Annotated in this window: 15 protein-coding genes; 1 reads left to right on the top strand and 14 read right to left on the bottom strand. The window is 67.8% G+C overall.

What is annotated here, in order from left to right:
* Positions 1–141: 141 nt before the first annotated feature.
* The 5 genes from ACVWWW_RS10420 to hemN form a co-directional block, all read right to left on the bottom strand.
* On the bottom strand, positions 142–1,188 hold the full coding sequence (locus tag ACVWWW_RS10420) for an MBL fold metallo-hydrolase (RefSeq protein WP_456998689.1): 1,047 nt from the start codon (positions 1,186–1,188) through the stop codon (positions 142–144).
* A gap of 201 nt (positions 1,189–1,389) precedes the next feature.
* The gene (locus ACVWWW_RS10415) at positions 1,390–4,206 is read right to left on the bottom strand and encodes a PAS domain-containing protein (RefSeq protein WP_051234781.1); all 2,817 of its coding nucleotides are present in this window, start codon (positions 4,204–4,206) and stop codon (positions 1,390–1,392) included.
* A 132-nt stretch (positions 4,207–4,338) separates the two neighbouring features.
* Positions 4,339–5,139 (bottom strand): DODA-type extradiol aromatic ring-opening family dioxygenase, encoded by an 801-nt coding sequence (locus ACVWWW_RS10410; protein ID WP_027082101.1) that lies wholly within the window; start codon positions 5,137–5,139, stop codon positions 4,339–4,341.
* A 110-nt stretch (positions 5,140–5,249) separates the two neighbouring features.
* A complete protein-coding gene (locus tag ACVWWW_RS10405; protein WP_027082102.1) occupies positions 5,250–5,630 on the bottom strand; it encodes a hypothetical protein in 381 nt (126 codons plus the stop codon).
* A gap of 138 nt (positions 5,631–5,768) precedes the next feature.
* Entirely contained in the window at positions 5,769–7,169 is a 1,401-nt protein-coding gene (hemN, locus tag ACVWWW_RS10400; RefSeq protein WP_027082103.1) for an oxygen-independent coproporphyrinogen III oxidase, read from the bottom strand.
* A 152-nt stretch (positions 7,170–7,321) separates the two neighbouring features.
* Between hemN and ACVWWW_RS10395 the strand changes: the two genes are divergently transcribed.
* Entirely contained in the window at positions 7,322–8,083 is a 762-nt protein-coding gene (locus ACVWWW_RS10395; RefSeq protein WP_036141363.1) for a helix-turn-helix domain-containing protein, read from the top strand.
* Here the strand turns inward: ACVWWW_RS10395 and ACVWWW_RS10390 are convergent, their stop codons facing one another.
* Genes ACVWWW_RS10390 through ccoO form a run of 9 tightly spaced genes read right to left on the bottom strand, consistent with a single transcriptional unit; the run spans position 8,084 to position 15,376 of the window.
* Positions 8,084–8,809, bottom strand: coding sequence for a sulfite exporter TauE/SafE family protein (locus ACVWWW_RS10390; RefSeq protein ID WP_027082104.1), 726 nt, complete (start codon positions 8,807–8,809; stop codon positions 8,084–8,086).
* A 1-nt stretch (position 8,810) separates the two neighbouring features.
* Positions 8,811–8,963: a cbb3-type cytochrome oxidase assembly protein CcoS gene (gene ccoS, locus ACVWWW_RS10385; protein ID WP_027082105.1), complete on the bottom strand. Its 153-nt coding sequence runs from the start codon at positions 8,961–8,963 to the stop codon at positions 8,811–8,813.
* Complete coding sequence (locus tag ACVWWW_RS10380) at positions 8,960–11,341, bottom strand: heavy metal translocating P-type ATPase (RefSeq protein WP_027082106.1); 2,382 nt, start codon at positions 11,339–11,341, stop codon at positions 8,960–8,962. Before ACVWWW_RS10380 ends, ccoS begins: the two co-directional genes overlap by 4 nt.
* A 7-nt stretch (positions 11,342–11,348) precedes the next feature.
* Entirely contained in the window at positions 11,349–11,849 is a 501-nt protein-coding gene (locus ACVWWW_RS10375) for a FixH family protein (protein ID WP_027082107.1), read from the bottom strand.
* Entirely contained in the window at positions 11,849–13,393 is a 1,545-nt protein-coding gene (locus ACVWWW_RS10370; protein ID WP_027082108.1) for a 4Fe-4S dicluster domain-containing protein, read from the bottom strand. Before ACVWWW_RS10370 ends, ACVWWW_RS10375 begins: the two co-directional genes overlap by 1 nt.
* On the bottom strand, positions 13,393–13,686 hold the full coding sequence (locus ACVWWW_RS10365; protein WP_036141367.1) for a hypothetical protein: 294 nt from the start codon (positions 13,684–13,686) through the stop codon (positions 13,393–13,395). The genes ACVWWW_RS10370 and ACVWWW_RS10365 overlap by 1 nt, the downstream gene beginning before the upstream one ends.
* Before the next feature lie 5 nt (positions 13,687–13,691).
* Entirely contained in the window at positions 13,692–14,618 is a 927-nt protein-coding gene (ccoP, locus tag ACVWWW_RS10360) for a cytochrome-c oxidase, cbb3-type subunit III (protein WP_027082110.1), read from the bottom strand.
* The gene (locus tag ACVWWW_RS10355) at positions 14,615–14,755 is read right to left on the bottom strand and encodes a cbb3-type cytochrome c oxidase subunit 3 (protein ID WP_081671952.1); all 141 of its coding nucleotides are present in this window, start codon (positions 14,753–14,755) and stop codon (positions 14,615–14,617) included. The genes ccoP and ACVWWW_RS10355 overlap by 4 nt, the downstream gene beginning before the upstream one ends.
* 3 nt (positions 14,756–14,758) lie before the next feature.
* Complete coding sequence (gene ccoO, locus ACVWWW_RS10350; RefSeq protein WP_027082111.1) at positions 14,759–15,376, bottom strand: cytochrome-c oxidase, cbb3-type subunit II; 618 nt, start codon at positions 15,374–15,376, stop codon at positions 14,759–14,761.
* Positions 15,377–15,383 lie beyond the last annotated feature (7 nt).

The raw sequence follows: 15,383 nt of genomic DNA, 5'->3' as shown, positions 1-15,383 counted from the left end.
GCGGCATCGATGGATGTCTCCGCCTTTGCGATCAGGTCGACGTCTTCGTTGCGTCACGTAATGTCGCAACTGCCGTACGCCAGGCGGCAGGAAGTCCCGACTGCGAATGCTATCCGCGTGATGCAGCGCGACGACTGACGATCAGCGCGTCGACTCCAGCGGATGCAGTTCCGCTCCAGCCACGTCCGATACCATTCGCCACCACGGCGCGCCGGGATGCGGTGCCTCGAGTTGCACGCGCTCGCCGAACGCGGGTGTCGTCAGTGGGATGCCGCGCGCGTGCGCGAGCGCGGTGACGCGTTCGAACGGCTCGTACCAGGCGTGCATCGACAGGTCGAACGTGCCGTTGTGGATTGGCAGCAGCCACGCGCCGCGCAGATCCTCGTGTGCTTGCACGGTTTCCTCAGGCTGCATGTGCACGCCCGGCCAGTTCTCGTTGTAGGCGCCTGTTTCCATGCACGTCACGTCGAACGGACCAAAGCGTTCGCCGATGGTGCGGAAACCGCTGAAGTAGCCGCTGTCGCCGCTGAAGAACAGGCGGAAGTCGCCGTCCTCGACCACCCATGAACACCACAGCGTGGTGTTGCGGTCGCTCAATGAGCGTCCCGAAAAATGCTGCGCGGGCGTCGCGGTGATGCGCAGGCCGTCGATGTCCGCGCCTTGCCACCAGTCGAACTGCTGGATCTGCGCGGCGGGCACGCCCCAGCGCGCGAGTCGATCACCGACGCCGAGCGGCATGTAGAAACGTGCGCCGGCTTTCGCGAGCTTGCGAACCGCAGCGCGATCGAGATGATCGTAGTGATCGTGCGACAGCAGCACGCCATGGATCGGCGGAAGGTCGCCGATTGAAATCGGCGGCTCGTGGAAGCGTCGCGGGCCGGCCCATTGCACAGGGGAGGCGCGCTTCGCGAAGACCGGGTCGGTCAGCCACCAGCGTCCGCGAAGCTTGATCAGCAGCGTGGAATGACCGAGCCGATACAGGCTGCGATCGGGCGCGGCCTCGAGCTCGGCGCGGGACAGCGTTCGCACCGGAATCGGGGCTGCGGGGACGGTGTTCTTCGGCTTGTTGAAGAAGAAGTCCCACATGACGTTGCGATCGGTCGCCGGCGCGGGTCGCTCGGGGTCGATGTTGCGGAAGCGACCGTCGGCGCGTTGCGCGGCGGACGGGATGCGATTGGTGTTCGACATACGGGACATCCGTGCGAGTAAGCGGCTTTAGCCGTCGCGCTTATGCGCGTCGCGGCAAGCTCGACCTTTTCGACGTGGGGACGCACGGATCGAACGCAACGGCCCGTTCGTTTGCAGACGGAATCTAGTCAGCGACGGGCAACCGGGCAGGGCGCAGCGATTCTTCCGACGCGTCCGCTGATCGAAGACAGAACGTCGCCGCTAGACCCGACGCCGCGCCGACTCCGCACCCACCTGCGACAACACATCGAGCAGCCGCACGTTATCGAGCGGCTTGACGAGGTGGTAATCGAGACCGGCGTTGCGCGACGCGTCGTAATCCTGCGGCTGCCCGTAACCCGACAGCGCCGCCAGCACGCCCGTTTCATCGCCGAGGCGCGCACGGATTTGTCGCGCGAGGTCGTAGCCGGTGATATCGGGCAGACCGATGTCGAGGAAGGCCACGTCCGGCGGTTCGTCGACGATGCCGTCGAGCGCCTCGAGCGCACGATGGAAGACGCGCACGCGGTGGCCGAGCGCCTGCAGCAGCGTCTGCAGCGTCTGCGCCGCATCCACGTTGTCATCGACCACGACGACATCGAGTACCGGCGTGTAGTCATGCGTGGGCTCGACGTCCTGCACTTGGCCCGACGCGGGCGCGTCAACCAGCGGCAGGCTGACGGCGAAGGTCGCGCCCTGGTTGCGGCCCGCGCTTTCGGCCGTGATCACGCCGCCATGCAGCGACACCAGGCTTCGCACGAGCGCGAGGCCGATACCGAGGCCGCCCTGGGTGCGATCGGGCGAGCGCTCGGCCTGCGTGAACAATTCGAAGATCTGCGGCAGAAGGTCGGGGTCGATGCCTTGGCCGCTGTCGCGCACGCGTACCGTGACGCCGGTGCCGGCGACTTCCGCATCGAGATTGAGTTCGCCGCCTTCCGGCGTGTACTTCGCGGCGTTGTTGAGAAGGTTCGTCAGGATTTGCGTCAGCCGCGTGCGGTCGCCGTGTACCCACAACGCGCCGACCGGAAGCCGCGTGCGCAAGGCATGGCGTCGCGCGTCGATCAGGGGCCGAACCTGCTCGATCGCGCTGCCGATGACGTCTTTCAGGTTTACCGTCTCCATCTCGAGATGGACCAGGCCGCGCGTTACCCGCGACACGTCGAGCAGGTCGTCGACGAGTTCGGTCATGTGTCGAACCTGTCGCGTGATCACTTCGCCGGCTGCGCGCACGCGCGATGGGTCCGACGTAAGCATCAGCAATTGCGATGCGGTGCTGATCGGCGCGAGCGGATTGCGCAGTTCATGCGCGAGCATCGCGAGGAACTCATCCTTGCGGCGATCGGCCTGGCGCAGCGCGCGTTCGCTGCGTTCCAGCGCGTTCTGCGCGAGGCGCTGTTCGTGGATGTCGGTGCAGGTGCCCAGCCAGCGGATGATCGTGGCGCTCTCGTTGCGCACCGGAACGGCGCGGCCCAGCACCCAGCGGTATTCGCCGGAATGGTGGCGCAGCCGGTACTGGACCTCGTAGTCCTCGCCAGTGGCAAGGCTGTGCGTCCATCGTGCGAGCGCGTCCGGCTGGTCGTCGGGATGCAGCGCGCGCGCCCACTTGTCGCCGTCCGCATCGCCCTCGGTCGTGCCGGTGTACTCGTACCACTGGCGATTGAAATAGTCGGCGTGACCATCGGGCCGCGCCGACCACACCATCTGCGGCATCGCGTTGGTGATCGTGCGGAAACGCGCTTCGCTCGCACGCAGTTCGACCTCCGCGCGCACGTGGTCGCTGATGTCGGTCTGCGCGAGTACCGCGCCGTTGAGCTTGCCGTCGTCGAGATGGATCGGCATCGCCTGCAGCAGCAGGGTGCGACGCGGCAGGTCACCGAACGGCTGGATTTCGACGACGTCGCCACGCACCACTTCGCCGCGCAGTGCGCGGGCGAGCGCCCAATCCTCGGGCTGCAGCGGTTGGCCTTGCCGCTCCGAGCCGTCGGCCCACCAGCCTTGCCACACGCCGTATTCCTCGATGCCGGATGACATCGGGTGCATGCCCCAGATCTCGCGGTTCGCGGCGTTGACGCGCATCAGGGCGCCGTTCGGATCGGCAAGCACGACACCCGACGGCAGCGATTCGATGACCGCATCGAGGCGACGGCGCTCGGTCTGCGCATCACGCTCGGCCGCGGCCTGTTCGGTGATGTCGGTGCCCTGGATGAAGATGCCATCGATGCGGCCTGCATCGTCGACGATCGGCTGGAACACGAAGTCGACGATGCGTTCTTCGATCTCCCCGTTCGCGCGCCGGATCAGCCCGACCGGAATTCGACGGCCGATGTACGGCACGCCCGTATCGAAGACCTCATTGAGCTGGTCGACGAACTTCTGGTCGAGTTCGGGCAACGCTTGGCGTAGGGGCAGGCCAATGATGTTATCGCGCCCGACGAACTCGAAATACGCGGGGTTGGCGATCTCGTAGACGTGCTGCCGGCCACGCGTCAGCGCGAACAGGCCGGGCGCCTGCTCGAAGAGCGAACGAAGGCGCTGCATCTGCGCGTCGCGCGTCTTCTCGGCGGTGACGCTGTCGGTGGTCTCGGTGCACGCGCAGTACATGCCGGCGACATCGCCCTGTTCGTCGACCACGGGCGAATACGAGAAGGTGAACCATGTCAGCTCGTCGTAGCCGCGGCGTCGCATGACCAGCGGCAGGTTTTCCATGTAGACGGCTTCGCCGGCCATCGCGCGCTCGGCGAGCGGGCCGATGTCCTGCCAGATCTCGGACCAGATGTCCTGGAACGGGCGGCCGATCGCGTCCGGATGCTTGGTGCCGAGGATCTCCGCGTACGGATCGTTGTAGAGGAAGCCCAGCGACGGCCCCCACGCGACGAACATCGGAAACTTCGAATGCAGCATCAGGCTGACGACGCTGCGCAGCGACTGTGGCCACTGCTCCGGTGGCCCGAGCGGCGACTGACTCCAGTCGTGCGCGCGCAGTAATGCCGCGACTTCGCCGGGCGCGTCGAGAAAGCGCAGGTTCGAGCCTGGATGCATGGAATGGCCGTGCGGGTGGAACCCCGCCGGATTATGCCGAGCGGTCGTGATGCCGAATGTCACGACGGCGTGTACGCGAGGGTGGCGCCGGCTGTTGTCACGCGTGGGATGCGCGCGACTCGTCGGGTGTTTTCAGGCGCGTGCGACGGTCTCGGACGGCAGCCCGAACCCGAACGAATCCATGGACAGCGTTCCGTAGGTCATGCCGCCTTCGACGAGGTCGCGGCGGTCGCCGGCGTCGCTTGCACCGATCGCGACCAGCAGCGGCAGGTAGTGCTCCTCGGTCGGGTGCGCACGGGCGGCATGCGGTGCGCGTTCGCGGTAGTGCACGAGCGCGTCGGCATCGCCACGCGTGACCGCATCGGCCACCCAGTCGGCGAACTGCTGGGCGTATTCCGGGTCGTCGATGTGCTGGCGGAACTCGTAGAGATTGTGCGTGAGGCTGCCGGAGCCGACGACCAGCACGCCGTCGTTGCGCAATGGCGCGAGCGCCGCACCGAGCTTCAATGCACCCGCCGCGTCGATGTCCTGCGGCAGCGATACCTGCAGCACCGGCACGTCCGCCGTCGGCTTGAGGTAACGCAGCGGCACCCACGCGCCGTGGTCGAGCCCGCGACGCGCGTCGATCGCGGCGTCGAAGCCCGCGGCCTGCAGCATCTGCACGACGCGCGATGCGAGTTCAGGCGTGCCATGTGCCGGGTACTGCAGCGTGTACAGCTGAGGCGGGAAGCCGCCGAAGTCGTGGATGGTCTCCAGCGCAGGGGCACCGGTGACGCGCACGCCACGTGTCTGCCAGTGCGGCGACACGACGACGATCGCGCTCAGCGAGGGCAGGCCCGCGCCGATGCGCTGCAAATTGGGGCCGAGCAGGCCGGGCTCGACGGCGAACATCGGCGAGCCGTGGGAAATGAATAGCGACGGGGCGCGGGACATGGCGGCTCCAGTAGGCGTAAATCCTGCAATGGGCCTGATCGTTGGACGATTCGCGCCAACTCGGCCCGCGTCAACGCGGCGATGGCAGTCCGAGGCTACGCCACCTCCGGTTACGGAAAGTTCGCGACTGTCCCGGCCAACCAGGCGACCGCCGCATCGCGATCTTCGAAGCGCGCGAACTCCAGCTTCGCGACGGTGGCGGCAAGGGTCGCCGGCTCGGCCTGTGCCGGGGTGATGCCCAGCATCGCGATGCGACGTCCGACGAAGAACGGGTGCGTGATCATCGTCGCCATGTAGTCGGCGCGATGTTCGTTTTCGACATCCGCGGCGATGTTCGTATCGAGGAAGTTGATGAGCACGGGCGCGGCCGGCAACGTCGTGCTGTACGCGTCGGACATCGCGGTCAGGCCATCCAGGCGGTCGCGGTAGCCGACGCGCCCGAGGTACCGGATTTCGAGATACCCCGGCCTGCGACTGATTTCATGCGCCACGTGTTTCCTCCGCGCGAGTCGTTGAGATAGTAGGAGTGAAGCGGCGGCTGTCAAAGGCGGCTGCACGACCGACGCGGCAATCGACGCCGCCGCGAAAGGCAGGACGCGGTGCGACAGCCGTGCCGCCGTCGCGACACGTCAGATTGAACGCGAAAAACTCGGGCGGACGACGTCGGCTTTGGTGTCGAGGTAGGCGTCGAAGCACATGGCGATATTGCGCAGGAGGAGTCGGCCGCGCTGGGTGGCGACGATGCGCTCGCCGTCGCGCCGCACCAGCCCGTCGGACTCCAGCGGCGCGAGGCGTTCGAGGCAAGGGCCGAAGTAATCGTCGAAGTCGATGCCGTAGCGGCGCTCAAGCGCATCCGTCGGGATTTCACCGCTGCACATCAGCGCCTGGATGAGGTCGGCACGCAGGTGGTCGTCTTCCGACAGATGCAGGCCGCGGAACACGGGCAGGCGGCCTTCGTCGAGCGCGGCTTCCCAGCTCGGCAGGTCGCGCGGGTTCTGGCTGAATACGTCGCCGATATGGCTGATTGCGCTGACGCCGACGCCGACCAGATCACTGTCGGCATGCGTCGTGTAGCCCATGAAATTGCGATGCAGGCCGCCGCGTGCCTGCGCACGCGCGAGGTCGTCGTCGGGCAGCGCGAAGTGGTCCATTCCGATGTAGAGGTAGCCGGCCTGCGTGAGGCGCTGGATCGCCATCATCAGCAGCGAGAGCTTCGCGTCGGCCGATGGCAGGTCGGACTCGTGGATGCGTCGCTGTGCGCGGAACAGCTCGGGCAGATGCGCGTAGCTGTAGACGGCGAGCCGATCGGGGCGGATCGCGAGCACATCGTCGAGCGTCTGCGAGAAACCCTCGGGCGTCTGCTTCGGCAGGCCGTAGATCAGGTCGATGTTGACCGAGCGGAAGCCGTGCGCACGGCAGGCGTCGACCACCGCGCGCGTCTCGTCGACGCCCTGCACGCGGTTCACGGCCAGCTGCACGTCGGGGTCGAAATCCTGCACGCCGAGGCTGGCGCGATTGAAGCCGATGTGTGCGAGTTCGCGGATGTCGTCGGGCGTGACGAAGCGCGGGTCGAGTTCGATCGAGATGTCGCGATCGGCGGAGTGCGAAAAGCGGAAGGCGCGACGGATCGCGTCGACGCAGTCGCGCAGTTGCGACGGCGACAGGAAATTCGGCGTGCCGCCGCCGAAGTGCAGCTGGATCAGCTCGCGGTCGGTGTCGAACTGCGGCGCGATCATCGATATCTCGCGGTAGAGATGCGCGAGGTATGCGTCGCCACGCGCCTTGTCGCGCGTCACCACGCGATTGCAGCCGCAGTAGAAGCACGGGCTGCTGCAGAACGGCACGTGGACGTAGACCGACAGCCGCCGCGGGATCGGGTCGCCGTTGCTGGCGGCGATGGCGGCGCGCAGGTCGGCGTCACCGAAATGCTCGCGGAAATGCGGCGCGGTCGGGTACGAGGTGTAGCGCGGGCCCGGGCGGTTGTAGCGCTCAAGCAGGCCGCGGTCGATCGGGGCATCGTTCATCGCCATGCCGGAAACGATAGGGACGCGCGCTCGCGGCGACTTGATCCGGATCAACCGTGACTGGCTAAGCGGGTATGCGAAGTTTCCCCAAAGGGCAACGCCCGACCTCGTGGCCACCCGCTAAGCTGTGACTTGTTTGGATTGCGGATCGCCGCGACATGGCAGCACCGGCCATCGACGTCGTCACCCTTCGCCACGATTGCGCGCACTGCTCGCTGCAGCAGTTGTGCCTGCCGGCGGGCATCGGGCGCGAGGGTCTGGAAGAACTGGAGCAGATCGTGCGTCGCAAGCGCCCGGTCGAGGCCGGCGAACGCCTGTTCCGACAGGGTGATCGCATGGGCGCCGTGTTCGTGGCGCGCGACGGCGCATTCAAGACGGTGGTGGTGAGCGAGGACGGCGAGGAGCGCGTTCTCGGCTTCCATCTTCCCGGCGAGTTGATCGGGCTGGATGCGTTGGGTACCGGCCACCATCGCTGCGAAGCGGTGGCGCTGACGCTCGCCAACGTCTGCGAAGTGCCGTTCGAGGAACTGGGCGACGTCGCATCGCACGTGCCCGCGCTGCATCGCCAGTTGATGCGCATCATCGGCCAGAGCGTTGGGCGCGATCAGGACCATCTGGAAATCCTGTCGCGGCGCCAGGCGAACGAACGCATCGCGCTGTTCCTGCACGGGCTGATCGAGCGCCTGCGCACGATCGGCGAGCCCACCGAACGGGTGCGCCTGCCGATGAGCCGCGAAGACATCGCGCGCTTTCTCGGCCTCGCGCTGGAGACGGTGAGCCGCGGGTTCACGCGTTTGCAGGAGGACGGCGTGATCGCCGTGCACGGCCGCAAGGTCGAGATCCTCGACGCCGCCGAACTCGAACGCCTTGCACATGGCGACGGCGCGCCCGTCGACCCGCGCGCACGCCAGCGCGCCTGATCAGGCGCCGGAAACGCAGCCCAGCGCAGCGAGTGGGCCGTGCAGTCGCGGCATCGATGCGACCAGCCATGGCGCCGTGATCGTCAGGACGCCGGCAGTTGCAACGAGTAGACCCGCAACTTCGCGAAGCCGGCCGCGAAGCAGGCGTCGACCCAGCTGCTGACCGGACCACGTCAGCGGCAGCATCACCGGCAGCGTGCCGAGGCCGAACGCCGCCATCGTCGTCGCGCCGCCAACGGCGCTCGCCTGCATCCATGCCGCCGCCAGCAATGTCGTGCTGAGTCCGCAGGGCAGCCAGCCCCAGAGCGCGCCGAGCGCGAGGCGTCGACCGGTCGTCGTGGCTGGGAGCAGTCGTCGCTGCAGCGGCTTGAGCAGGCGCCATAGGCCGCTGCCGAGCGTGGAATAGGGCGACGTAGATCCGCTGCCGCGCCACAGGCGCAGGCCAACGATCAGCAGGACCAGGCCCGTGCCGACGCGCAGTGCGATGCGTAGCGTCGGCATCGACGCGACGCCGACGATCGCATGGCCGAGCCCGCCGGCGATCGCGCCCGCCATTGCATAGCCGAGTACGCGGCCGAGGTTCGGCTCGACGACATAACGCCAGCCCGCATGTGGTGCCATCGCCGGAAAACCCGTGGCGATGCCGCCGCACATCACCGCGCAGTGGCCGCTGCCGACGAGCCCCGTCAGCAGCGCGGATGCGAGCGTGAGCCAGGCGATCTCCACGTCAGTCCTGCCGCGGCGGCTCGTCGCGCAGGATGTCGATCGCGGGCGTGTCGAGGTCGTCGAACTGGCCGCGCTTCACCGCCCAGCAGAACGCGGCGATCGCAACACCCAGCAGCATCAGGCTCAGCGGGATGAGCAGCAACAGGATGGTCATGCGGGCCTCCGGGCAAGTCGCAATGCGTTGAGCGTGACCGCGAGCGACGACAGGCTCATGCCGAGCGCGGCGAGCCACGGCGCGACGTGCCCCGTCACCGCGGCGGGCAGCGCGAGCACGTTGTAGGCGAGCGCCCAGCCGAGGTTCTGCCGCACCACGCTGCGCGTGCGGCGCGCGAGAGCGACGGCCTGTGCGAGGCGCGACAGCGAGCGGCCGGTCAGCACGAAATCCGCGGCACGCTGCGCGAGTGCCGCGCCCGTGCCGATCGCGATGGAGACGTCCGCACCCGCGAGCACCGGTGCATCGTTGAGGCCATCGCCCACCATCGCGACGACGCGGCCTTCGCGTTGCAGCTCACGTGCGAAGGCGAGCTTGGCTTCGGGCGTTTGGCGTGCGCGTGCACTGTCGATCGACAGGCGCGCTGCGACGGCGTCCACACGTTCGTGTGCATCGCCGCTGGCGAGGTGTACGCGCAGGCCCTGGTCGCGCAACGCATTTACGGCGGGCGACGCGTCGTCGCGCAGCGATTCGTCGAGCTCGAAGCGCGCGATTGCGATGTGGCCATCGCCGAGCCACAGCGCGCCGTCGTCCGCGCGACCTGCAGCGAAGTCCGCGCGGCCGATGCGCCATGCGCGGCCGTCGACGAGGCCTTCAAGACCATTGGCGGCGACCACGCGCACGTCGGTCGCCGCGGGCGCGTCGATACCGGCGAAGGCCGCGGCGAGCGGATGCGTCGAGTCGCGTTCGAGCGCGGCGGCGATGCGAAGCGCGGTGGATTCGTCGAAGTCGAATGCCTCGACGCGAACGCGTTGCGCGCCACCGTCGGTGAGCGTGCCGGTCTTGTCAAACACGATGTCGTCGGCGCGCGCGAGGCGGTCGAGCGCGTCGGGTCGAGTCGCGAGCAGTCCGATGCGCGCCAGGCCGCCGTGCGCCGCAGCGAGCGCCGCCGGAATCGATAGAGACAACGCACACGGGCACGAGATCGCGAGCACCGCGAGCGTCACCTCGAGCGCGCGCGACGGGTCGTGCATGCGCCACGCGACGAAAGTCCCGGCCGCGACGACGAGCATCGCCACGACGAACACGCCCGCGATGCGATCGGCAACCTGCGCAAGCCGCGGGCGATGCGCCTGTGCCTGTTCCACCAGTCGCGTGAGTTCGGACAGCCGCGTGTCCGCGCCAACGCGCGTCACGAGAACCCGTGCCGTTCGATCGCGACACAGCGTGCCGGCGTAGATCGGGTCACCCGACCGATGCGCGACCGGGTGCGGTTCGCCGGTGAGTAGCGCTTCCTCGAAGCGCGCTTCGTCGTCGAGCAGGGTGCCGTCCGCCGGGGCCGGCTCGCCCGCGGCGACGCAGGCGACATTGCCGACCTGCAACGCGCTCACCGGAATCGTCTCGCGCGTGCCGTCGGCCAGCTCGCGCGTCGCGAGCACCGGGCGTGCGCGTGCGAGCGCATCGACCTGTGCGTTCGCCGCGGCGCGGGCGCGCTCTTCCAGCGTGCGTGCGACGAGCAGCAGGAAGACGAACATCACGGCAGCGTCGTACCAAACCTGCGGACCGCCGCGCAGGGTTTCGACCACGCTCGCGACGTACGCCAGCAACGTCGAGGTCGCGACCAGCACGTCCATGCCGAGTCGGCGATGACGGATCTCGCGCCATGCGCCTTCGAGGAATGGCCAACCCGCGTAGAACACGACCGGCGTCGACACGAGGAACGTGATCCAGCGGAGGAAGTCACGCGTCGCGATCGGCATGCTGCCCGACGTGTCGAGGTATAGCGCTTCGCCGAACATCATCGCCTGCATCGCGCCGAGACTCGCCAGGCCGATGCGCAGCAGCGAGCGGTTTCGCGCGCGTCGGCGTGCATCTTCGTCGACGATGCCACCGGCGAGGTAGGGACGGTAGCCCAGTAGCGCGAGGCGACGCAGCGGTGCGGACAGCGTCGTGAGCGCCGGGTCCCACGTCAGGCGGATGCGCCCGGTGACCGCGTTGGCGCCGACATCGCGAACGCCGGGTTCGTTCGACAGCGCGCGATCGATCAGCCATGCACATGCGGCGCAGCGCATGCCGTCGGTGACGACGGTGATCTCGCGCAGGCCGTCGACCTCGCGCACGTGGCCGGCGACCACGTCGTCGCGATCCCACACGGCGGAGTCCGCGGGCTCGGTGCCGACGCGCGATGGACGTTCGCTGCGCAGCCGGTAGTAGTCGTCGAGGTTGGCGTCGCGGATCCATTGCGCAGCGGCCGCGCAGCCGTCGCAGCAGAACGCGCGGGTCGCGTCGTCCAGCCGCACGTAGGCGGGCGTGTCGGGCAGCGGCTCACCACAGTGCCAGCAGCCGGTGGCCGCGGTCGGTTCGACCGGGGCGGCGCGCATGTCCACGTCAACCGTTGTCCGTCAGCGCGGGCGAAAGCAGCACGGCCTTCTGGCCTTTCGGCAGCCGCCCACCGATGCGCCAGCGACCATCGAGCGGCTCGAGTCGCACGTTCCATTCGCGCGATGCATCGACGTCGTGCGGCAACTCCCAGCCGTCGGGCGACGGCGCCAGCGTCAGCGTTTCGTCGGCGGACGAATGCGCGGGATGCAGCAGGCGCAGCGTGAGCGGCGCGCGCCGGTCGAAATCACCGTTGACCGGAATGACCTGCACGGCACCGGCGCCGACGCGCACCACGGCGCTCAAACGATGCTGCTGCGCGTACGCATCCGGCCCGAGATCGGCGACCTGCATTTGCGCGGTGCGGTCGACCTTGTCGACGATCGCGTCGTCCGAATCGCGGTTGGCAATGACCGCCAGCCCGATGCCGAACACCATCGACACCAGCGGCAGGCCGATCACCAGCCACATCACCGGGTTGGCCCACTTCGAGGGTTCGTGCTCGTCCATCACATGGGTCCGAAGAAGCTGCTGTCGACGGTGTCGCGCACGCTGCCGTCGGTCGACTCGACGATGAAGCGCAGGCTGCGGCGGCCCTTGGCGTCGCGCGGCCCGTGCACGAGCACTTCGACCGGCACGACGGTTTGCGCGGGGACCGCGACCGCAGCCGGAACGCCGCGGATTTCAAGGCCCGTCGGCGCACCATCGAGGCGAATGCGATAGAGCTGCGCGGCATCGGTCTTGTTCGCGAGCTTGAGCGTGTAGCCGTTGTCGACGCCGTCGGCGACCGGGCGATACAGCGCATTGCGATCGCGCATGGCTTCGACGGTAAGCGGTGCGCGGTGCGTGACACCCCAAGCCCAGCCGAGGCTCAATGCGAACAGCAATGCGCCGTAGACGAACACGCGCGGCCGCAGGACGCGGCTGCGGCGCCCGTCGATCGCGTTCTGCGTGGTGTAGCGGATCAGCCCTTTCGGATACCCGACCTTCGCCATCACGTCGTTGCAGGCGTCGATGCATGCGCCGCAGGCGATGCATTCGTATTGCAGGCCGTTGCGGATGTCGATGCCGGTGGGGCAGACCTGCACGCAGATCGTGCAGTCGATGCAATCGCCGAGGTCTTCGGCCGCGAACTTCGGCAGCGGCTCGGCGACGACGCCTGCGCCCGCGAAGGTGATCGTGCCGCCCGCGCCGGTCGCGGCGGCCGCCGCGGTCGGATGCTGCGCGGCGCGGAAGACGTAGTCGTAGGCGAGCGCCTTTTCGAGCAGTCCGCGTGCGCGTTCCAGCGCGCTCGGCAGGCCACGCCTGCGCGGGCCGCGTGGCTCGCCGCGCATCGGGTCGTAGGCGATCAGCAGCGTATTGCGGTCGAACATCGCGCTCTGGAAGCGCGCATACGGGCACATGTACTTGCAGACCTGCTCGCGCAGGAAGCCCGCGTTGCCCCATGTCGCGACGGCATAGAACAGCACCCAGAACGTTTCCCAACCGCCCCACGCGAACGGATGCAGGCGCGCTGTGAGATCGGTGATGGGAGTGAAGAAGCCGACGAAGGTGAGGCCGGTCCACAGCGCGAACGTCGCCCACAGCACGTGCTTGGCGGACTTGCGCAGGATCTTCTCGCGCGTCCACGGGCCGGCGTCGAGCTTCATGCGCTTGGCGCGGTCGCCTTCGGTCCAGCGCTCCATCCACAGGAACGTTTCGGTCCACACCGTCTGCGGGCACGCGTAACCGCACCAGAGGCGGCCGGCGAGGGCGGTGAAGAAGAACATTGCGAGCGCGGCGACGATCAGCAACAGCGCGAGGAACAGGAAGTCCTGCGGCCAGAAGGTCAGCGCGAACACATGGAACTTGCGCGCGGGCAGGTCGAACAGCACGGCTTGCCGGCCGTCCCAGCGCAGCCACGGGAACACGTAGAACATGCCGAGCAGCCATGCGACGGCGATGACGCGCAGCCTCGCCAGCGGCCCGGACACCGAGCGCGGATATACCTTGCGTTCGCTGACGTAGAGGCCTGACGGCTCGTCGAGCATTTCAAGCGGAATCGAACGGCTCATCACACGTCGTCGGGCAGCGGGCGGTTGAAGCGGCTCGCCGGCCTCAGCAGGATCCAGGTGAACAGGCTCGACGCCGACGTCGCCAGCCAGAAGGTGAAGAAGCCGAGCGTGTAGCCGAACTCGCGCGTCATCGGCATCTGCGGAAACGTCATGTCGCGCAGCGCGAGCGGGTCGACGTAGGCGAAGAACACCATCGTCGCGACGCCCGCGGCGAAGAAGCTCGGCCACAGGATGGCGCCGACGCGCTGCGCCATCGGACGGGGCGGGTGGTCGAATGCGGGCGAGATGCTCATGCGCGTTACTTCGCCGCGACCTGCACCGGCGGGTGCGAGAGCGACCACACGTACGCGGCGACCAGCCGCGCACGCGTGTCACCCAGCAGCTCGCGATGCGCGGGCATCACGCCGTGGCGGCCGTTGGTGATCGTCGCGACGATCTGCGCGGGCTCGCCACCGTAGAGCCAGTAGTCGTCGGTGAGGTCGGGCGCGCCCATCTCCTTGTTGCCCTTGCCATTCGGGCCGTGGCAGGCAACGCAGACGCCGTCGTACAGCGTCTTGCCTTGCGCGGCCATGTAGTTGTTCTGCAGGCCGTTCGGATCCGACAGCGACTGCACATAGCTCGCGACATAGTCGACCGCGTTCGGGCCGCCCATGCCGGTCAGCACCTTGCCCCATGGCGGCATGACGCCGTCGCGGCCGTTGAGCACGGTTTCGAGGACGCGATCCGGCGCGCCACCCCAGTGCCAGATGTCGTCGGTGAGATTCGGGTAACCGATCGCCCCACGCGCCGACGAGCCGTGGCAGCCCGAGCACGTGTTGGCGAATATCGAGTGGCCGATCGACACCGCATGCGGATCACGTGCGATGACGTCGATCGGCTTGCCGGCAAAGCCCGCGAACGCCTCGTTGAGCTTGGCGTCCTCCGACGACTTCTGCAGTTCGTGCTCGCGCTGCGACGACCAGCCGCTGTAACCCTTCAGCGCGCCGAGTCCGCCGTACCAGAAGACGTAGCCGATCGAGAACACGATCGTGATGTAGAAGAGGTTGATCCACCACCGCGGCAACGGCTTGTTGTATTCGGTGAGATCGTCGTCCCAGATGTGGCTGGTGTCGGTCGGCTTGGGGTCGCCGGGGCGGCGACGCGACGTCCACCACAGCAGCCACACGCAGCCGACGATATTCAGCGCGACCAGTGCGATCACGTACCACGACCAGCTGGCGCTCATCGCGGAGTCTCCTCGAAATCGATCAGCGGCAGACGCGCGGCGGCGTCGAACTCACGCTTGCGTGCGGGCCGCCAGGCCCAGATCCAGCCGCCGATGAACAACACCAGGAGGATGGCGGTAACGATGCCTGCGACCATGGCTCAACCTCCCCTCGGTGCGTTCTTGCCCAAGCCCTGCAGGTAGGCGACCACGGCGTCCATTTCGGTCTTACCGGACACTGCCTGTGCAGCGCTCGCGATGTCGGCATCGGTGTACGGATCACCGATCGAGCGCAGCGCTTTCATGTGCGCGGTGATGTCGTCGCCGTCGACATTGTTCGCCTCGAGCCACGGGAACGCCGGCATGTTCGATTCGGGCACGACGTCGCGCGGATTGTTGAGGTGCACGCGATGCCAGTCGTCGGAATAACGACCACCGACGCGCGCGAGGTCGGGCCCCGTGCGCTTCGAACCCCACTGGAACGGGTGGTCGTAGACCGATTCGCCTGCGAGCGAGTAGTGGCCGTAGCGCTCGGTCTCGAAGCGCAGCGTACGCACCATCTGCGAATGGCAGTTGTAGCAACCTTCGCGGATGTAGACGTCGCGGCCGGCGAGCTGCAATGCGGGGTAGGGTTTGACGCCGGGCAGCGGCTTGATCGCCTCGGCCTGGTGCATCAGCGGGACGATCTCGGCGAGTCCGCCGAACGAGACGACCACCGCGATCAGCATCGCCATCAGGCCGACGTTCTTCTCGACCTTCTCGTGTGCATGGTTGCTCATGGGAATC

It is taken from the genome of Lysobacter sp. HA18 (genome assembly GCF_054057595.1).
The sequence above is the reverse complement of the archived record's forward strand: the minus strand, read 5'-3'. Positions and strand labels throughout refer to the sequence as shown.